Annotated in this window: 15 protein-coding genes; 3 read left to right on the forward strand and 12 right to left on the reverse strand. The window is 60.7% G+C overall.

Annotation, left to right across the window (positions count from 1 at the left end; translation table 11 throughout):
- Position 1: 1 nt before the first annotated feature.
- The 12 genes from AXW84_RS18480 to AXW84_RS18535 all read right to left on the reverse strand — a co-directional run bounded on the left by AXW84_RS18480 (position 2) and on the right by AXW84_RS18535 (position 15,205).
- Positions 2 to 1,714 (reverse strand): hypothetical protein, encoded by a 1,713-nt coding sequence (locus tag AXW84_RS18480; RefSeq protein WP_068236670.1) that lies wholly within the window; start codon positions 1,712 to 1,714, stop codon positions 2 to 4.
- Positions 1,715 to 2,728: 1,014 nt separating this feature from the next.
- Entirely contained in the window at positions 2,729 to 3,061 is a 333-nt protein-coding gene (locus tag AXW84_RS18490; protein ID WP_068236675.1) for a hypothetical protein, read from the reverse strand.
- A gap of 158 nt (positions 3,062 to 3,219) precedes the next feature.
- Complete coding sequence (locus AXW84_RS18495; protein ID WP_068236678.1) at positions 3,220 to 4,029, reverse strand: hypothetical protein; 810 nt, start codon at positions 4,027 to 4,029, stop codon at positions 3,220 to 3,222.
- 126 nt (positions 4,030 to 4,155) lie between these two features.
- Entirely contained in the window at positions 4,156 to 5,589 is a 1,434-nt protein-coding gene (locus AXW84_RS18500; protein WP_071892288.1) for a replicative DNA helicase, read from the reverse strand.
- On the reverse strand, positions 5,586 to 6,482 hold the full coding sequence (locus AXW84_RS25180) for a hypothetical protein (protein ID WP_157887116.1): 897 nt from the start codon (positions 6,480 to 6,482) through the stop codon (positions 5,586 to 5,588). The genes AXW84_RS18500 and AXW84_RS25180 overlap by 4 nt, the downstream gene beginning before the upstream one ends.
- 25 nt (positions 6,483 to 6,507) lie before the next feature.
- On the reverse strand, positions 6,508 to 7,290 hold the full coding sequence (locus AXW84_RS18510; RefSeq protein ID WP_082773980.1) for a Rha family transcriptional regulator: 783 nt from the start codon (positions 7,288 to 7,290) through the stop codon (positions 6,508 to 6,510).
- On the reverse strand, positions 7,287 to 7,577 hold the full coding sequence (locus AXW84_RS26585; RefSeq protein ID WP_071892294.1) for a helix-turn-helix domain-containing protein: 291 nt from the start codon (positions 7,575 to 7,577) through the stop codon (positions 7,287 to 7,289). Before AXW84_RS26585 ends, AXW84_RS18510 begins: the two co-directional genes overlap by 4 nt.
- A gap of 70 nt (positions 7,578 to 7,647) precedes the next feature.
- Entirely contained in the window at positions 7,648 to 8,625 is a 978-nt protein-coding gene (locus AXW84_RS18515) for a hypothetical protein (RefSeq protein WP_157887117.1), read from the reverse strand.
- 23 nt (positions 8,626 to 8,648) lie between these two features.
- Positions 8,649 to 10,025: a site-specific integrase gene (locus tag AXW84_RS18520; RefSeq protein WP_068236694.1), complete on the reverse strand. Its 1,377-nt coding sequence runs from the start codon at positions 10,023 to 10,025 to the stop codon at positions 8,649 to 8,651.
- Between the two features lie 800 nt (positions 10,026 to 10,825).
- A complete protein-coding gene (locus tag AXW84_RS18525; RefSeq protein ID WP_068236698.1) occupies positions 10,826 to 13,201 on the reverse strand; it encodes an FtsX-like permease family protein in 2,376 nt (791 codons plus the stop codon).
- A gap of 21 nt (positions 13,202 to 13,222) precedes the next feature.
- Entirely contained in the window at positions 13,223 to 13,906 is a 684-nt protein-coding gene (locus AXW84_RS18530; protein WP_068236702.1) for an ABC transporter ATP-binding protein, read from the reverse strand.
- Between the two features lie 39 nt (positions 13,907 to 13,945).
- Positions 13,946 to 15,205: an efflux RND transporter periplasmic adaptor subunit gene (locus tag AXW84_RS18535; protein WP_068236705.1), complete on the reverse strand. Its 1,260-nt coding sequence runs from the start codon at positions 15,203 to 15,205 to the stop codon at positions 13,946 to 13,948.
- A gap of 680 nt (positions 15,206 to 15,885) precedes the next feature.
- On the opposite strand from AXW84_RS18535, the gene AXW84_RS23560 reads away from it, so the two are divergent.
- The 3 genes from AXW84_RS23560 (at position 15,886) to AXW84_RS18545 (ending at position 19,383) form a co-directional block, all read left to right on the forward strand.
- Positions 15,886 to 16,539 (forward strand): NAD(P)-dependent oxidoreductase, encoded by a 654-nt coding sequence (locus AXW84_RS23560; protein ID WP_071892297.1) that lies wholly within the window; start codon positions 15,886 to 15,888, stop codon positions 16,537 to 16,539.
- A 116-nt stretch (positions 16,540 to 16,655) separates the two neighbouring features.
- Positions 16,656 to 18,038: a sigma-54-dependent transcriptional regulator gene (locus AXW84_RS18540; RefSeq protein WP_068236708.1), complete on the forward strand. Its 1,383-nt coding sequence runs from the start codon at positions 16,656 to 16,658 to the stop codon at positions 18,036 to 18,038.
- Complete coding sequence (locus AXW84_RS18545; RefSeq protein WP_071892300.1) at positions 18,028 to 19,383, forward strand: sensor histidine kinase; 1,356 nt, start codon at positions 18,028 to 18,030, stop codon at positions 19,381 to 19,383. Before AXW84_RS18540 ends, AXW84_RS18545 begins: the two co-directional genes overlap by 11 nt.
- The last annotated feature ends 214 nt before the right edge of the window (positions 19,384 to 19,597 follow it).

Below are 19,597 nucleotides of genomic sequence, written 5' to 3' on the forward strand. Positions count from 1 at the left end.
CTTAGCGTTTTTTACGGAAGCGGCTGGCGTTGCCGGTGGGAATGCTTGTAGGGGTAGGGGTGCCAGGAGCCACGGTGGAGGCCTGCGCGTGCTGGAGCGCGGCCGCCGGGCCCCTCAATTGGCGCGGGGCCGACGCCTGGTCGGCGGCGCGGCGGGCCCGCTCGATTTCGGCGGCTTTCTCCGGGCCGTTGTAGGCCCCGGGGGCGAAAGCGTCGATCTCGCGCTTCGTGCCGTCGCGGTAGACGTACTGGTAGGTGGCGTTCTGCTGGCCAATGAGGTCGTCGGCCTTTTTCAGCAGCTCCTCGTGCGAGGGCCGGTGGCCGCGCCCGCCGTAGCTGCTGGCCAGCGCCTGGGCAACGCTCTCGCGGTCACCCAATCGGTTCTTGCCCTTGGCGGGGCTGCCGGTGATGACCGTTTCCACGGTGAGCCGCGAATCTTTTTCGCGCTCCTGCTGCCAGTACCGGTGCAGCTGTTCTGGACTCAGGGCGGCCTCGTTGTGGGGCCGCACCAGCTTGCCCGAGGGCGTCACCAAGGCGGTGAAATGCCCGCCATACTGCACATCCTGCGGCTCTTTGTTATTGGCCACCACCTCGTCGTCGCGGCCAGGAATCTGCCGGATAAACGTGTTGTGCACGGCCCCGGCGTGGGAAAAGCTCACCACCTCGCCGCTGGGCTTCTGCTTCTGCGGGGCCTGGCCCACGTAGGGCGTGGGGTAGTTCAGGGCGCGGCCGTGGTCGGCAATGCCCACGCCGGCTGCCCCGCCCCCACCGGTGTTGGGCAGTACGGTAAACTTGGGAGCGGCCCCGGTGCGGGGCGGTGCGACGCGCGCGTTGAGTCCTTCGTCGTGGGCGGTGTCGTAGGAAGCCAGGGGGCCGAGCATTGTGGCCAAGTGGCCGCGGCGCGTCATCACGGGCAGCGACGGGTCGGCGGCGCGACGGGCCTCGTAGGCGGCGGCGCGTTTGTCAACCTGCAGCTTGAGCAGCCCCTGGTCGAGCAGGGCCTCGGTGTCCTTGGTGAGGTTGAGTTGGGGGCTGCCGTCGGCGTTGAGTACCGGGCGTCCGTGGCCATCGTAGGCGACAAAGCGGCCCTTTACTTGGTCGGCGAAGTGCTGCCCGCCGAGCGTGCCCGCCTCGGCAATGCGCTGGGTCACGGCCGGGAACAGGTCCTTCACGCTGCGCTTGATCACTTCGGGCTCGTTGTAGTTGTCGGCGTTGGCCAGCGCGTCCTGGTGCCACTGTTCCTCGTCGAATTGCGAGGGCAACAGTTCGCGCCCGTCTGGGGCATGCAAGCGGGCCGAGAGCCCGCGCGACAGGTTCTCCACGTTGTAGAGGGCCTTGTCGGCCTGGGCAGCGCGGATTTTCTCGTCCACGAACGCCGTTTTGGCCTTGCTCTGGACGGTTTCGCTGTCGGCCTGTTGCAGGTGCGGCTGCGCGGCTACCCGGCGGCCCACCTCGTCCAGCCCGCTGTCGCTGCGGTAGAACGGCGTGATTTTGCCAAGCAGGGGCTGGTACACTTGCTGTTGCAAGGCGTTGCCGAAGAGGTGGCTGCCGTCGGTGGGAAACTTCACGGCGTCCACCAACTGCTTGCCGCGCTCCGCGTCGCGCTTGGCCTGCGCCGCCGCCTCGCGCTGGGCGCGCAGCTCGCGGGCGCGGTAGCCCTGGTTGAGGATGTTGAGCGCGCTGTTGTCGGTGCCAAGCACGACGGCTGCACCCATACGAGGGCCTAGAATACCTAAGTTTTCTCCGTTAATGGGCATGTTATGGCTGGGCTACGCGCCCCTTTAGGGTGTAATTCTGCTTGATGCACGCCTTGCACCGCTTTCCGCCATCGGATCCGACGTAGGTGTTAGCCAGGGTAAGCAGATGACCTTTTTTGCATTGAAGCCTGTCCACGAACAAGTGCGCTGGGTTGACGCACAGTGACGTGCTGCACGTGTGTCGCACGTTCACCCCCGGCGCTACCGGTGCCACTGCCAGCACGTAGCCGACGCGGTGCGCCAACCGTTTTTTGCGCTCAATCATGATGGCGCCGTACTGACTCGCCTGAGCACCCGTCCACCGCCAGCACGTGCCGTGGGGGCCGAAGCCCGGTGTTTTATCCACTTTGGGCCAGAACCGGTCAGCTAAAGGGCGTTTTTGGCGGTAGCCCTTGTAGCCGGTTTGCACGCGCCGGCACTGGCGGCACTCCCGGCCCCTTTTGCTCTTGTAAGTGTTCGCTTCCGTGAAAGCATGGCCGTGCTTGCAGAGGTCGGGCGAGGCAGAAGGGTGCACGGTTGGGAGTTGCTTTCAGTAGATAACCAGTTCTCTCAAGGTACAACATTTTGCACGCTTATATACTAAAAATCAGCTGAATACTTCAATTTATTACGCATTAAATGTGAGTGGTTTCGTCTTGCTTGGAGCTTGCCGCCAGGCCCCGAAGCGTGACGCTTGGCTGCGCCCGCCGGCTGCGTCCCTCTGCCCTACAGGTCAGTTAAGCGCTATGCTTTCGGGGCGCCGCTCCGTTCCATTGCGTTGCCGTTGTGCGCTTCTGGCACTTGCTGGTCATGGCCCCAGCAGAAAGCCCCCGCCCCGTGGCTGGTAATCAGCAGGCCGGGTGGCGGGGCTCCTGAAGCCATGCGGGGGGTGGCCCTTCGCAGAGGGGTACCGGGTTTGCTGGTTTCGTTTGCCCGAGGCCCCAGCTTTTGCAGCACGGGGGTGCTTGGTCTTTCACCGGGTCTGCACAGCCTTCAGCCAATGCGGGTGTTGGAAAAGTAGGCCTGCGCACCACTGCGCAGCGCGCGCTGGTACCAAGCCAGGCAACGCACGCCGGGAGCGGCGAGGCACAGGTACCGGGTGCCGCCCCGAGTGTAGCGCTCCACCAGGCCAGCCATACACAACTCGCGCACGTAGCTGCGCAGCAAGCTGGCCGACATCAGGCCCGCCGCGTGCAGGTGAGCGGGTTGAATCGCTGCGGTGTTGCGCGCGGCCAGGGCCCCGACTGCTGCCAGCACGGGCAGGGCCCCGCTGCGCAGGCCGTAGCGAGCAGCGCACCGGCGACGCGCCGTTACTTCGGCTACCACAAGAAACAGCGGTAAATCAGCGGAGGCTGGCGGCGGGACAGGCATTTTGTAGGCGTTGCAGGAAATGAGGAAATGTGGGAGAGGAACTAGCCGGCCGACACACGCACACGAAGGTGGTTGTAAAAGAGTCGAATAGACCGGCGTTAGGGTGTACTGGGCTAAGCGTCCATCTGCTTCACCAAGTTGTAGAGCCGCTGGTAACCGGCTGCGTCCTCAGGGCCCAGCGTAGCGTAGAGGGCGGCAGCGGTTTGCCCCAAGTGCAGCACCGCGTTGAAGCGCTGGACGACCGCTTCGCCTTGCAAATCCTCGTTCAACTGACGCTCCAATTGGTCGCCCAACGTTTCTGACACCATTCCCCCGCTTTCGGACCGTTGGTAGAGCGGCAGGGGCTCGCTGGTCACCGCAGCCAGCAAACTGATTGGGCTAAAGGCCGAGGCATTGCCAACAATTTTGTGAAAAAATGAAAAGTCAGCCGGTTGGCTGCTCCCAATGGCCTCGCCTCGGGCAGCGGGCCCCGTGAAATAAGGCGCGAGCGCGGCACGCAGCGTGAAGGGTAACAGCCCCGCGGCATCCACCCGGTGGCGGATGCTGCCGTCTTCGTTCCAATCGCCGTCATCGTCACTGCCATGGATTTCAAGTAACTCCTGGCGCTGTCCCACGGCAAAATCGAAGAAATTGCCTCGATAAATCTTAAAGAAATCGCAGAGCTCCAGCCCGGCCAGTTGCACGCAGCGGTGAAGGTCCGTTAGGGCGTTGTCCAGCACCTGCAAACTGTAGAACGGGAGGGCCTGCTCGGCTGCGTGTTGGGTGCCGGCCGCCGCATCCTGGGCGACCAGCGCGGTCATTTGCGCCACGGTCTGCCGGGGAACGGCGACGAACTGGAGGCCTGCGAGGCCGCGCATGTAGTCGTTGAAGAGAGAGGCTAGGGTGCCGTAGCCTTCGATTGGCGTTAAGACGTGGATTCTCATAAGAAGGAAAATGAAGAGTTAGGGGGGCTGGGTACGCCGTTTGTAAAACCGGGAATGTTCAGTTTTATGAATGGTTTATCGTGTAAACCACCAATTGTCAATTGATTGAGCGGATACTGAGCAGGACTAAAAGGGAGGGTCGCGGTCGAACTGGGAAGTAGGCAGGGCCCTGGTCGCGTGGTCGTCCAACGCGTTGGACACTGTCACAGGAGCATCAGCTTCCAGGTCTTCGTAGCGCCCCGTTGCCATGTTGGAGCGCACAAACACGTTGGCTAGGGCCCCGTTGCGATGCTTGGCAATGATGAACTCTGTCAAGTCGGCGGTGGAGTTGCCCTCGCTGTCCTGCAGGGTGCCGTAGTATTCGGCCCGGTAGGGGAAAATCACAACGTCCGCGTCCTGCTCAATGGCCCCGCTCTCGCGCAGATCCGAGAGCTGCGGCTTCTTGTCGCCGCCCCGGGTTTCCACCGCCCGCGAGAGCTGGCACATGGCCAGCACCGGTATTTTGAGCTCCTTGGCCACAAGTTTTAGCCCGCGCGAGATGGAACTGATCTCCTGCTCGCGGTTGCCGCGGGCGTCGCCCGTCATTAATTGCAGGTAGTCCACCATAGCGAAACGCGCGCCGTGTTCTTGCACGGCTTTGGCAGCCTTAGCCCGGAACTCGCCCACGCTCAAGCCGGGCGTGTCGTCGAGCAACAGGCGTGAACGGGCCGTACCGGCGGCGCGGGTGCGGATGCTCTCCGCCTCAGCTGGGCTCAAGCGGGCCCCCTTGGTGAGCTGCGAGGTGGTGTAGCTTAGTTCGTTAGCAATGAGCTTTTTAACCAGTTGGCCCGCGCCCATCTCCAACGAGACAAAGAAGCCGGGCACGCCTGCTGCTTCGGCCATGGCGGCCATGGCCAGTGAGGCGCTGGTTTTGCCCATGCCGGGCCGCGCCGCCACGATGATCAAATCCTCGGGCTGCCAGCCGCCCGTCACCTTGTCGAGGGCCCACAACCCCGACGTCACCCCCGTGATGCCGTTGGGGGCCCGGGTCGCGGCCACGATTTCGTCCACGGCGGCGGGAAAGCGTTCGGCCACGGTTTGGGCCCGGCGCAGTTGCAGCGTGTCGTGCAGCTCGTTGAGCGTGCGCTGGGCCGCAGCCAGCAAGTCGTGCGGATCGTGGGTAGGCGAAAGCGCCTGATCGCGCAGTTGAGCTGCCATCTCTGCGACGCAACGCTTCGTGTGCAATTCGACCAGCTGCAGACAGTAGGTTTTCAGGTGTAAGTCCGACGGTACGCATTTGACGAGATGGCCCACATCGGCCGCGCCACCGGCTCTTTCCAGTAAACCATCCGTTAGCAACTGCTGAATTACGGTCAGTACGTCCACCGCATCGCCTTTGCTGTGAAGCACTTGTATCGTACGATACACGACTTGGTAAGCAGGGCGGTAGAAGACGGCCGCGCCGGCGCGTAGCAAGGCTATGGTTAGGCTAACGGCGTCGCGCGACAGGAGCATGTTCCCCAACACGGCGGCTTCAAGGTCGGTGTTGGCCGGTGGGGCAAGGAGGTCAGCGGTTGTCATAGGTAATTGTTTTGTTGTTGTTGCCGCACTTTGTCGGCGATGGCGAAGGGGGCAGCCACTGGCGGGGACCCGCCTGCGGGACCCGAGACACGGGACTTGAATGGTTCGGGGTTTTCCTCGTCGAGCCAACAGGACCCGCGCAGCCACGTCAGCGGGTTTTTCCGAAAATGCTTGTCTGGCGTCGCGGCCACGTAGGCCGGCACGGCGGCGAGCGCCGCGACGCGCTCGGCGGGCTTTAGCGACTGCCACTGCCCCTTCGATTTTTTACGATCCCGCTTGTAAGCGTAGGCGTCCCAAAACTCTTCGAAGCTGAGGCCCGGTGTGGTCGTGGTACGGGAAGGCGCTGTCTCCATTTCTGAGGGGAAAAGAGTAGCCTCTCTTCCACCAATTGGCGCACTTGCGGCGCTAGCCGCTGATGTATTATTTACCTGTAAACTCTCTGGAGTATTAAGTGTAGTATTACTGCCGGAATTTCCGGGTAGGGCGAGGGGTAAATTCCGGGTAGGGGTAGCCGGAATTTCCGGGTAGGCTGGGGGGGTATTTCCGTGTACCGGCGTTTTCCGGGTACCCGGAAAGTCCGGGTAGGGGTTGGCCGCGGCCTTGGCGGCAATGGCCGCCGCGACGGGAGCCAGTGTGCGGTAGAATCCGGTGCGTTCCCGTACGACGTGCTTCACTAGCAAGCCGTCTTTTTCGAGCAACTGGACCGCAACGCTGGCCGTGTCTTTGGCGATGGTGAGGCGAGCAGCTAGGTGGGCATCGGAGCAATCGCAGCAGCCGCGGTTGGCGGCGTGCAGGCTCACGATTTCGGCTAGCACTAAACGTGTAGCGGGCGGGTAAGGCAGGCGCAACACGTCGGCCGGCAGCGTTAAGGGCAGGGTGCTGGGATGAGCCATGGGCGCGCTTAGCGGAATAGCACTACTAAGCGGCCGCTCGCAATTCGGCGGGAGCGATACCGCACCTGAGCATGGCATCAAAGGCCGCCGTGAGCGTCTGAGGGATGCCAGCAGCGGCGATTTGCTCCAGGGTACAGCCTTGTTCGACCAATTCGTCCATTAAGGCCGCGGTGCAGGCCTTGGCTGGCTCCAGTTGGCGTAGCACCTGGCGGCCAGAGAGCGAGCTAACCCGCATTCCGTTTTCCACTGCGTCACGCCTGTATTGGCTAGGGGTCCGGGTGGTCAGCAACCACATGACTTGGCGGTGGTGCTGGATAAGAACGTGCGGGTCATTGGCAAGGCGCCACAAGTATGCGTTGGCCGCTTTGACGTGAGTTACCTGTACATCGGTGCGGGTTAGTGCGACTAAGGGCGTGGCCGCTGGCGCTGCCGACTGTGAGGCTCTCAATCGAGCTTCCATGCGGTCAAACTGGGCAATGTATTGCTCAAGGAAGGCGGCGGCGCGTTTTCCTCGGAACGCCAAAAGCAAGCGTACGCACCCCTGCCGGGTCATGACGACTTCCCGTTGCTGGCGATTACGGCTGTCGCGGTAAGTAATCGAATGATAATTCATTCGATCAAACTCTGGACTTACATCCAAGTTGTCCAGAGTTTGCAACAGGTTGCCATGCGTCATGTCGAGGTCCTTCGACATGGGCAGCGTACTGGTAATTGGTGTGCCCTTTTTTGATAGGTAAACCCCTGAGTTCTCGTTAACTTTGTCGTGCACTCCAAAGCACTCCAAAGCGTTGCGGTCGTCGGCATTCATATGCAGGCGGCCGTTTCGTTTTGGGCTCGCTTGCCAGCCTGGATCCACGCTAGTAGTTCAGCACGATCAAAATACAATCTTTGGCCTCGCTTGCTGTGCGGAATGCGCCGCGCTGATACTAACGCGTATAGGCGGGCCTTACTTAAGCGTGTTATTTCTTGAGCCAGCTCAATGCCACCGATGTGAGCGACGTTCTCGGTATTACTGCCAAGCTTTTCCAAGATTTGCAGTGCCAGAGTTTCCAGGTTAGTCAGTCTGGTACTGAGGTTTTCAAAGGGGTTATGCATGGCTTCCGTCTGATTAGTTTGACGGGCCAAAATTGCCTTTGTGCGTAGGACGGTAACCGGTTACAACCGGTTACGAAATTCTACCATCAATTATATTGATCTCATTTTCAGCCATTTGTTTTGAGCCATCTTTTAGGTAAGGTAGTGCTGCGCGAATACGGCTTATCATATTGCGCCCCTTTTGAGCTGTATCATTATCAAACCCTAACCGGTTATCCTTAGTCGAATAGCGGCAGTATTCATTGTACAAGCTGTCACCGCTGTTATATCCAGCATTGCGAGCCAGTTGGTTAGCCTGTTCTCCACGCTGCAATACTTGGTGCTCGTAGATTAGAATTAAAGCCAACGTGGGTAACGGCATTTTGCCATTCTCCTTGAAAGGCGTTTGAATGGCTACACCGTTCTTCAACTGCTGCTGCCGAGTTTCAATCCTTCTACTCACGGCTTGTAATACACTACTCACTACAACCGCTGGCACAGCTTGATGCTTGGCAACGGCTAAACCAGGACGGGAAATGAATAACCCAGCCTCCTCATCTGTGCCTTTCCAATTCTGGAAAAATGCTTCCAACCGCGTTGGTTCGAGTATGCCCATGTCCACGTTCCAGCCTGTACCACTCACATGGTACAGGTTATAATTGGCCAAACAAGTAGCCACTTTGCCCACAGCAGTATTGAGTTGATCACAATCTATCTCGTCAGCATCTTCCAGCCACTCCGAAATCCTTGCCGCTACCGTTGCCTCACCATCAACTAGTTGTGTGGCGAAATAGAACAAAAATTTGTCACTGTAGAGACTAGGCGGTTCCGCGAAGGCTTGGTGACCGTCCTCCGAGATCCAGCCGCCGGCTCCATCTGGAGGCAATCCTTTAGGCTGGTATGTTGCAGTTGAAGCCGGGTTAACTAAGACTTCCCGCCACCCCCGTTGCCAAAGGCTATTCCAACTCGCGCAATTTTTAGCTTCGGGGCCAAAATGTGTTACCAATGCTGCTTCAGCATTGGCGGCAGCTTGCTTCCGTTGGGCTAGTTGTTCGCTGTAAGAAGCCATAAGCTGCCTTATGTAAAAAGTAGTTACAAGAGTTTATCAAATTCTGCATCGACCTGTACCGAAGCGAAGCTATCCAGGTACACAGACGTGACGGCCTCAGACTTATGTCCCATGGCTTGGCTGATAATGGCCGTTTTGGTACCGTTCAGCTTCATAGCCGTGGCAAAGGAGTGTCGAGCAACATATGTTGTGAGCGAGGTCGTGATACCCGCCTGCTCAGCCAGCACTTTCAAATCCTCATTGACTTGCCCAAGCACCTTGTGCAAACGGTTTTTGATTTGTGTGGGCGTCTGGTGCCTTGCTGGGTCCAGAATGGGGAACAGATAACTCTCAGGCGTGGCCCGTGTCAAGGGGGCGTAAGCGCTCACCAAATTGGAAGCCGGACCCAGCAGCTTAAGCGAAAACTTCCCGCCCGTCTTCTGGCGCACGTAGTGCAGGCGTTCGGGCTGACCAACTGCGTCAAAGCTTACGTCTCGCCAGCGGAGTTGCGCCAGATCCACGAAGTTGATGCCCCCGCCATAGAACGAAAAGAGGAAAACCTCTCTGGCCAGGCGCAACCGGTCAGTGCCCGGCTGCAAGGCCTCGAGCCGGCGCACGGCATCACGGGGCAGGGCCCGCTTGGTGGTGCTCACGTCGAACTTGCCCACGCTAAACTTGTGCTTCTCGGCAACCGTGCGCGCGAACGGATAGTAGTCGGCTTTGGCCACGCCCGCGGCAATGGCCTTGTTGAGTACGGCCCGCAGGGTCCGAAAGCGGAGCGATAATGTAATCTCCTCGATGCCCGTGGCGCGCAGCGCCGACTCCCACTCCGTGCAAAAGGCCACCGTTACGCGCTCGAAGGGCACGTCGTGCTTGCTCACCCAGGCAGCTTTGTCTGCCTCCTGCCCCCTTCCTAGTGGCGGCTCAGGCGCGCCGTGCGCACTGCCGACGAACTTGGCCAACTGGCTGGCCAGGTCCCGGTAAATACCTGCGTTGCCGATCTGCCCGACCGCGGCCATGCCGGCGGCCAGCTCCTCGACGTAGGCCAGCAGCTTCACGCGGCGCGTGGCCTTTCGTCCTTCGATGGCCTTGGTGGCCACAGCAAGCGCATCGTGTTGCTCGTCGGCTGCTGCCAATGTGCCAGCGGCTTCACTGTACTTGGCTTCCCATTTTCCTAAGGAATTCAGTAGCTGCTCGCGGTGTGGCTCCGGGTAGCTCTTGCGAATGGCCTCCCGGTAGTTGCTCTTGCTGGCGTTCCAGTATTTGGGCAGGAGCGAGAGTCCGGTGGACAGGTACTTGCGCTTGCGGTCTTTCGTGATGCACACCAGCAAGGGGTGTGAGCCATCAGCCAGCGTTTTGCTGGTGTAGTACACGACCCGCACCGTGGCGCGCCCTTCTTTATGACCGGTGGTCTTGCTCATCGCGTGTAAACCAATGGCGGTTTACACGCCGGTTTACACAAATGTAATAGAAAGCCAGATAGTAACGATAAGCAACAATAGAATGAATAGCTGTTATTAGACGGTTTATGGCAGTTTTGATGAACGGGGCTAACCCATAATTAGACTACTGCCATAGCTTCCCAAGCTGAGGGTCGCGAGTTCGAACCTCGTTTCTCGCTCATTCAGAATCAGCCACTTATCCACAAGGATGAGTGGCTGTTTTGTTTCTGGATTATACTATGGGTTATACAGGTGCGCTGTTGGAGGCTGGAAAGCTGGAAAAGGCCTCCGTTATAAATTTCCACTTTCCCAAGTTGAATATTAGCTCCCGCCGGGCGCAGGGTATCTTACTACCTAACATAATCGGCGTTATAAGCTGAGAGCGGGCAGAGTTTTTAGTTTATTGCGGCGTTACATTTAGCTGGCACCCCGACGGATTTGTCTTCGTCGGCGCTTCTAATTAGAGACCGCCTTGCGCTCCAGCAGCTGGCTGCTTGGGGCTAGGGCGCCGGACCCACGGGCTTCCGGTGCGTCCGAAGTGAACAAGCGGTCCGCCCGGCAACCCCCAACGAGGCCAGGGCGAAAAGTCCGTATTTCAAGGGCCGCTTGGTCCTGCAGGTAGCGCCCCCGGTCGCGGGGGAGGCCCTGGTCGTCAGCGCGGGCCGCGCGCCGGACTTTAAGCAATGGCTGGACCACTAATCCACTGTTGGCTGCTGAGTCGGAGGTTTCCCCTATCTGTTCAACAACACCCAACTCAGAGCGACCCATCTATCTGCCTCTCACTCGGCCCGCAGGCTCAGCACGGGGTTGCGGCGGGCGGCCCGCCAGGCCTGCACACTCACCGTGAGCCAGGCAATAAGCAGGGCACCCATGCCGGCCGCCGCGAAGTACCACCACTGCCACGCCACGCGGTAGGCAAAGCCTTCCAACCACCGCTGCAGGAGCAGGTAGCTCAGGGGCAACGCCAGCACGATGGCCACGACTACCAGCCAGGTCAGGCTGCTGGTCAACAACCAGACGATGCCCAGCTCGCTTGCGCCCAAGGCCTTGCGGATACCAATTTCCTTGCGCCGGCGCTCGGCGGTGAAGGCCGCCAGTCCCAGCAGGCCCAGGGCAGAAATGAGAATGGCCAGCCCGGCAAAGTAGCGAGCGAGCACCGCCACCCGCCGCTCGGCTACGTACTGGGCCTGGTAGTCGGTATCCAGAAACGTGTAGTCGAGCGTAAAGCCGGGGTTGTAGGCGGCGTACAGTTGCTGAAGCCGCGCAATCGTGGCCTGCTCCGCGTTGGGCTGGAGCTTGACGTAGAGGGTGCCCGCTTGGGTTTCCAGCCGAAGGAGGTAGGGCTTGATTTTTTCGTGCAGTGACTCGAGGTGGAAGTCGCGGACCACGCCCACGATGCGGGCGCCGTCGAGCCGTTGGCCCACGGGGTCCGGCATTCCCAGGCTGGCCACCAGGGCCTGGTTGACGAGGATAACGGCGCTGTCGGCGCGGTACTGCCGCGAAAAGCTGCGGCCCGCTACCAGGTGCAGGCCCAGGGTTTCCACCAGGTCGTAATTGCCCAACTGCGCGTTTACCGCCACGCGCCGGCCTCCCCAGCTCACCTCAGGGCCGCCCCCCCCGCCGCTGCCCCCCCTCAAGAAGCCGCCCACGACACTGGATGCCTGCACGACGCCGGGCAATTTTTTCACCTCGGCCAGAAACGCCGCGGGCTGGCGGGCCGCCCGGCCCGCCGCTTCAAAGCGGATTACGTGCGCCTTGTCGTAGCCCAGCGGCTGGCGCTGTACAAACGCCAGCTGCGCGTTAACGACCACCACGGCCACAATGAACAGCACCGAGAGCGTGAACTGCAGCACGACCAGTCCCTGCCGCGTCCAGACGTCGCCGGCCCGGGTCGGCAGCTTGCCCTTCAGCACGGCCGCCGGCTGGAACCCCGACAGGTAGAACGCGGGGTAGCTGCCCGCCAGCAGCCCCGTACCCAGCGCCAGGGCCAGGCTGGCCGCCACCAGCGGCCACTCCCAGCGCAAGGCCAGCGGCTTGCCCGTCAGCGCGCTGAACTGCGGGAGCACGAGCTGTACCAGCCCCACGGCCACGACCAGGGCCAGCAAGGCCATCACCACGGACTCGGTCAGGTACTGCCCCACCAGCGCGGCGCGGCTCGCCCCCAGGGCCTTGCGAATGCCCACTTCCTTGACCCGCCGCGAGGCCTTGGCCGTGAACAGGTTCATGAAATTGATGCTGGCAATCACCAGAATGAGCCCGGCAATCAGGGCGAACAGCCGCACGTAGGCAATGCGCCCCCCGGTGGCAACGCCGTTTTCGTAGGTGCCGTGCAAATATGCCGCCGAGAACGGCCGCACGAATAGCGTGCGCCCCTGGGCCTGGGCCTGCGCGCTTTTGGTTTTCAGTAACCCCGCCAGCTTGGCTTGAAACTGCGCGGGGTCCGCCCCCTCCTTCAGGGCCAGGTAGGTGTTGAAAGGGCCGTTGTCGTCCCACTTGATGGTTTCACCCACCTGCATCCGTTCCCTGAACGAGGCAAACGGCAGCACGAGGTCAAACTGCTCCGACGAGTTGCGGAGCACCCCGGCAAACACCCCGGCCACCAGGCTGGTCTGCGTGCTATCGGTCATCATTTGCCATTTCACAGCTTTGCCCAGGCTGTTCTGCGGCGACCCAAAGAGCTTAGTGGCCAGGGCTGCGGAGAGCACAATGGAATGTTTATCCCGCAGCACCGTGGCGGGGGTGCCCACTAGCAGGGGGTAGGAAAACAGCTGGAAGAAGGCCGGGTCCGCGTATTTGGCGACGCCGGTGAGGTGCTGGCCGCCCGCCGCCGACAGCGAGAACGCGTCGAAAAACGGGACCGGCGTGGTAGTGGCCACGAATTCAATCTCCGGCATTTCCCGCCGCAGGGCCTCGGCCAGCAGCGGCATGGTGCCGAGCTGCGTCTCGATGCCGGCGGCCGTACGGCGGTTTTCCATCACCTGGTAAAGCCGGCCGTCCAGGGCGTGGTAGCGGTCGAAGCTGCGCTCGTCGCTTATCCACAAGTAGATGAGCAGCGCGCAGGCCAGGCCGGTCGAAAGGCCAATCAGGTTGATGAAGAACGTGCTTTTGAACCGCTTAAAGTTGCGGTAGAGGAGCAGCAGGGGGTAGGGAAGCATGGCCGAAGGGTGAGGAATCGGTTAGAATTGGCTGCGGCTGTTTTCCAGCACCACCTGCCCGTCGAGCAGGCGGATGACGCGCCGGGCGTACCGGGCGTCGTGCTCAGAGTGCGTGACCATGAGCACGGTGGTGCCCGCCTCATTCAGCTCGGTTAGCAGCCCCAGCACGTCGTGGCCGCTGGCTGAGTCGAGGTTGCCGGTAGGCTCATCCGCCAGCAGCAGCGGCGGGGCGTTTACCACGGCGCGGGCCACGGCCACGCGCTGCTGCTGCCCGCCCGAGAGTTGCAGGGGAAAGTGGTGGCGCCGGTGCAGCAGCTGCATTTTCTCCAGCACCTGTTCCACCCGCTGCCGCCGCTCGGCGGCCCCCACGCCGAGGTAGCGCAGGGGCAGCTCCACGTTCTCGAACACCGTCAGCTCGTCAATCAGGTTGAAGCTCTGGAACACGAAGCCCAGGCTGCGCTTGCGCAGCTCGGCCCGCTGCCGCTCCGAGTAGCGGCTGGTTTCGGTGCCCAGCAGTTGCAGGCTGCCGCCGTCGGGCTCGTCGAGCAGGCCCAGCAGGTTGAGCAACGTCGATTTGCCGCAGCCCGAGGGGCCCATGATGGCCACAAACTCCCCCTGCTCCACCGTCAGCGAGACGTGGTTCAGCGCCTTGGTTTGCACCTCCTCGGTGCGGTATACCTTTTCCAGATTTTCGGTCTTAATCATGATTAGCAGTCTTTTAGGGCCAAGTAGTTAGTAAAATGCCTACGGCTGGTGGTTGTCCAGCACTAGTTCCTGTTGGTCGGCGTACCCTTCGTAGCTGGACGTTACAACTTGGTCACCAGGACGCAGGCCCGCCAGCACCTCGTAGTAGTCGGGGTTCTGCCGCCCCAGCCGGATGGCCACCCGCTGGGCCCTAGTGCCATCGGCCCCCAGCTTAAACGCCCAATTGCCCACGGTTTGCTGGTAAAAGCCGCCTTTTGGGAGCAGCACCGCCGGGGCCTTTGCGCTCAGCGCCAGCCGAATGGGCAGGGTCTGTCCCCGCCGCAGGCCCGGTGGCGGGGTGCCTATAAAGGCCAGGTCGATTTGCAGGCCTTTGGCCACCTGGGCGAAGATTTTGGTCACGCGCAAGGCATACGCCTGGCCCTCCACCACCACTTCGCCCACCTGACCGGCGCCGATACGAGCAATGTAAAACTCGTCCACCGCGGCGTGTAGTTTCACGCCCGCCAGCGCGTCAATCTGCCCCAGGCGCTGGCCCCGCGTTTTGGCCTCGCCCACTTCCGCGGCCAGCGAGCTGAGCCGCCCGCCGACTGGGGCCCGTAGCAGCAGGTCGTCCATCTTGCGCCGCATCAGGGCCAGGTTGCTGGTCATGCGCTGCACCGATTCCTGCATGGTGCCCAGCTGCTGCTGCATGGCTATTGAGTCCTGGCGCAGGGTCTGCTGCGTCAGCTGTCGCCGGCGTAGCTGGTAGCGGTAGGCGTTCTGGCTTTGCAGGTAGTCCTGCCGCGCAATCACTTTCTGGTCGTAGAGCACCTGGTTGGTGTCGAACACCCGCCGGGCCTCGGCCAGCTGAAAGTCGATGTCGGCTAGCTGGTTTTGGCGCAGGATGCGGTTTTGCAGCAGCTGGTTGCGGGTGTTGCGCAGGTTATTCATCAGGTCGTACACGGCCGTTTCGCGGTTTACCATTTCCAGTTGCAGGTCGGGATTGGCCAGCCGCAGCAACGGCTGGCCCGCCGTCAAGGTCATACCTTCTTCCACCAGTACCTGCTGCACGGTGCCGGCCTCCGCCGCGTCCAGGTACACGGTGTGCAGCGGCTGCACCACCCCGTCGATGGCCGTGAATTCCTGAAAATTTCCCCGCGTTACAGGGCTGATGGTCAGCCGGCTGGCCGCCACGTGCAGCCGCTGGCCCGGCCGGGGCCAGTAGAGGCCGGCCGCGCCCGTGCCCGCCAGCACCAAGGCGCCCAGCCACCACCAGCGGGTGACAAACGACCACTTTTTCTTCGGTATCAGGACATCCATTCGGTTTGGCGCAGGGAATAGCAGCAAAAAGCTATTGACCGGAGGTGCCAAGAACGGTGCCTTACTCACAAAGTATTGCTATTCAATGGCCTGGCTCGAAAACCTAGTAGCCAGTTGTTGCCAAGCGTCCGGTTTTGATACAGTTGACCGTTCGGTTCTGATACAGTCTGAAGCTGTTGCTGGGCCAGGAATGTCTTGGTCAACTGAAACCCAGCATTTTCAGAGGCCTGCACGGTTTATGTGGCCTGGGTTGGTACGGGTGCCAGCTAGCCCCAACTTTTGGGTGTCGTTAAATAAATAGGGTAAAAGCTCCAACCCATTACTCCCCCACCAGCTTAGGCAAATCACCTGTCTACTGCCTCAAAGAAGAAACTACTCTTCTAAAAAGTAGCCGTGCTCAGTTCTTGTTAAAGAATAGTTGCTTTACTTTGGCTCATTAAAATCTGCTAATTACCCCTTTTTGCTTGTTCCGACCTCCTGCCAGTGGAGGTGTAGGCCGGTATGGTCTACCGCGAACGGCTGCGCTGGTATTTTTCAGCGTGGATGCCCGGAAAGAGCTCTTCTCATTTTTATGGCGGGGAATAAATCAGCACCAGTCCCATTGCGGAATAAGGGCTTTTCTTCTCTTTTTTAGCCTTATCCGATTGTCCACCTTAGGCAGTCCCCAACGTGTTAGCAGCATGTCTACTATCTTTTCAACCATCGCCATTTTAGGCGGAGCCGGCAAAGCTGGCCAGCCCCTAGTACAACAAGCCCTACAAACCGGCTATAACGTCCGTCTTTTACTTCGCCATCCAGCTGATTTTCAGCTACAGCACAAGCAGCTCACTATTATCTCAGGCGATGCCCGGGACCCCGCAGCCTTAACCACGCTGTTACAGGGTTGCCAAGCCCTAGTCAGCACATTAGGCAACCCGAAAGGAGAACCTGCTCCTATGTTAAGCGCGGTAACAGCACAGCTATTACCTATTCTACAAGCACAACACATTAAGCGGTATATCGCGGTAACTTCTCTTTACCAAACCGCCCACGAGCAACACGATGCGGGCACCAAACAGGCTGCGGCCTATATGCAGCAGCACTATCCACTCTTTATGGCAGACAGAGAGCGGGAGTTGCAGCTTCTTTCAGATAGTGATTTAGCGTGGACCTACGTTCGTTTACCCTATCTCTTAGAAGGGCCAGCGCTTATTAGCAATGTGGAAGCGCGATTAGAATGCTTGCTAGGGCCAACTATCACAGTAGCTGACCTAGCACAATTTCTGCTTACACAGCTCCATAGCCCCGAGTATGTGAAGCAAGCTCCTTTTGTGGCCAATCGTCAGCCAGCCTAAGGGCGCGGAAAATAAAAGCTTCGTAGATAGACAGAGTAGGGGAAAACCTTAGAGTTGGAGGTTTTCCCCTATTTGTTTAACAACACCCACTTTTACGTTTTACCCATCCTTTTTTCATGATTCTCAAGCACGCCCGCATCCTGGTAGTAGACGACGAACCCGACGTACTGTTCGCCTTCAAGCTGCTGCTCAAAAGCGAGGTGCGGGAAGTCGTGACGGAGAAAAACCCGGAGCTGCTGCTCTCCCTGCTCCGCCAGCAGCACTTCGACGCCGTGATGCTCGACATGAACTACCGCAGCGGCCAGGCGACGGGCAACGAGGGCTTCTACTGGCTGGGCCGCATCCGGGAATACGACCCCACCACGGCCGTTATCCTCATTACGGCTTATGGCGACGTGCGCACGGCAGTGCGCGCCCTTAAAGCCGGCGCCACCGACTTCCTGCTCAAGCCCTGGCACAACGAACAACTGCTGCAAACGCTGGCCGCCGCTCTCCAACCTAAAACCGGTAGCAAAAGCGGAGTCACCTCGAAAAAAGTAGTCGGGCCGGCCGCGGCTACCGCGCTACTCGGCGAGTCAGCCGCCATGCAGGAAGTGCGCGCCATCATTGAAAAAGTCGCCCCAACCGAAGCCAACGTGCTGCTGCTCGGCGAGAACGGCACGGGTAAGGAGCTGGTCGCCAAGTCCCTGCACGAGCAGTCGCGCCGTGCTGCCCGGCCTTTCGTGGCCGCCGACGTGGCCGCGCTTAGTGAGGGGTTGTTTGAAAGCGAGCTGTTCGGGCACACCAAGGGCGCGTTCACGGATGCCCAGGCCAGCCGCGTGGGCCGCTTTGAGGCGGCCACCGGAGGAACCTTGTTTCTGGATGAGATTGGCAACATTGGCCTGCCGCAGCAAGCCAAGCTGCTCACGGCCCTGCAAAACCGCCAGGTGGTGCCCGTAGGAAGCAACACCCCCGTACCGGTGGATATCCGGCTGTTGTCGGCCACCAACGCCCCGCTGCACGCGCTGGTGGCCCGCGGCGACTTCCGCCAGGACCTGATGTACCGCCTCAACACGGTCGAACTCACGCTGCCGCCCCTGCGCGAGCGCGGCGACGACGTGTGGCTGCTGGCCCGGCACTTCGCCCAGGTGTACGCCGCCCGCAACCAACGCCCCGCCCCGGAGTTTGCGCCCGCCACCCTGCGCAAGCTTCGGCAGCACGCCTGGCCGGGCAACGTGCGGGAACTGCAACACGCCGTGGAGCGGGCGGTTATTTTGGGGAGCGGCCCGGTGCTGGGACCCGAGGATTTCTCGTTTCGACACCCCGAATCGGCGCATGATTCCGCGGCGGCAGCGCCGGCTACGACCGTGGCTGAGAATCCGCTGCCGTTGCTGGAAATAGAAAAAAATACCATTCAGCAGGCCCTTGAGCGCCATCAAGGCAACCTCACCAAAGCCGCCAAGGAACTGGGCCTCACCCGCACCGCCCTCTACCGTCGGCTCGACAAGCATGATATTTAATAGCCTGGATGCCCGTCTGCTGGGGCGGTTGGTGATGTTGGTGGCCACGCTGGCCGGGGGCGGGTACGCCGCGCTGCACCACGCCTACGGGCTAGCCCTGGGGGCCCTGGTGCTACTGTTAGCGCTGGTCCTGGACCTGGCCCGTTACCTGACGCGCGGCCAGCAGGCCCTGGCCGACTTCACCCTGGCCCTCCAGTACCGGGATTTTTCGCGGCAGTACCCAGTGCAGTCCGTCCCGGCGTCGCTGCGGCCTTTGCACGAGGCCTTCAACCAGGTCAACGCCACGTTTCGGGAGTTGCGGGCCGCGCAGGAAGGGCAGTTCCAATACCTGCAAACCATCCTGGCGCTGCTCGATACCGGTATCGTGTCCTACGACGCGGCGGGCACCGTGGCCTGGGTGAACGAGGCGTTTAAGCAGACGCTGCACCTGCCGTACCTGAAAAACATCCGGGCGCTGCAATCCCGGCAGCCGGTCCTCTACGAGGCCATTTGCCGGGCGGTTCCCGGCCAGCCCGCGGTAGTGAAGCTGATTGTGGGCCTCCAAACGGTGCAGTTGCTCGTATCGGCCACCCAGTTTAAGCTACGCGGCGAAGCGTTTACCCTCCTGGCCTTCAAAAACGTGAGCCAGGCCCTGGCTGATACCGAAACCGCTGCTTGGCAGCAACTGCTCCGGGTGATGACGCACGAAATCATGAACTCGGTTGCCCCCATCGCTTCGCTGGCCGATTCGTTGGGCCGCCACGTGCAGCGTGCCCGGCAGCAGGAGACTTCAGATGAGTTGCTCGACGACGTGGGAACCGGCATTCGCATCATCCAGCAGCGCAGCGAAGGGCTGCTGCGCTTCGCCCAAGTGTACCGGGAATTTAGTACCCTGACCTCGCCGCAGCGCACGACCCTTTATGTGCGGGAGTTGCTCCAGGCCACCCGGCAGCTACTGGCGGAACAACTGGCCGCGCAAGGCATTGAGGTCACCCTTAGCGTCCGGCCCGCCCACCTCACCCTGCACGCTGACGGCCACCTACTGGAGCAAGTGCTCATCAATCTGGTGCTCAATGCGGCGCAGGCGCTCGTACAAAACCCCAACCCCCGCCTTAGCCTGCAGGCTTGGTTCGATGAACAGGAGCGGGTGATTATCGAGGTAAAGGACAACGGCAGCGGTATTCCCGCCGACGTGCTGGACAGCATCTTTATTCCTTTTTTCACTACCCGCCCCAACGGCTCCGGGATTGGGCTGAGCTTGGCCAAGCAAATCATGCAGCTGCACCAAGGCAGCATTCAGGTCCATTCCGTAGCGGGGGCAGGCAGTGCGTTTCAGCTGTGGTTTCCCCCCTTAGCTACCTTCTAGGGGTATGGGCATATCCTACGTTATCTGCCAGGGGTTACTCCCATACTGCCACCGGTAGGGACAGCTAAATGCGCTAGGTAACGGTAAATGGTGGCCCGGCCGACACCGAGCGTCTTGTCCAGAAATAAGTTGATCGGTTAGTGGTAGTCCGGGTCTGCGTTGACCATTTGTCCAATCCTGAAAAAAAGTTGTCAGTTTTTGCGGGAGAAAAAAT

This window comes from Hymenobacter sp. PAMC 26628, assembly GCF_001562275.1.
Lineage (GTDB): Bacteria > Bacteroidota > Bacteroidia > Cytophagales > Hymenobacteraceae > Hymenobacter.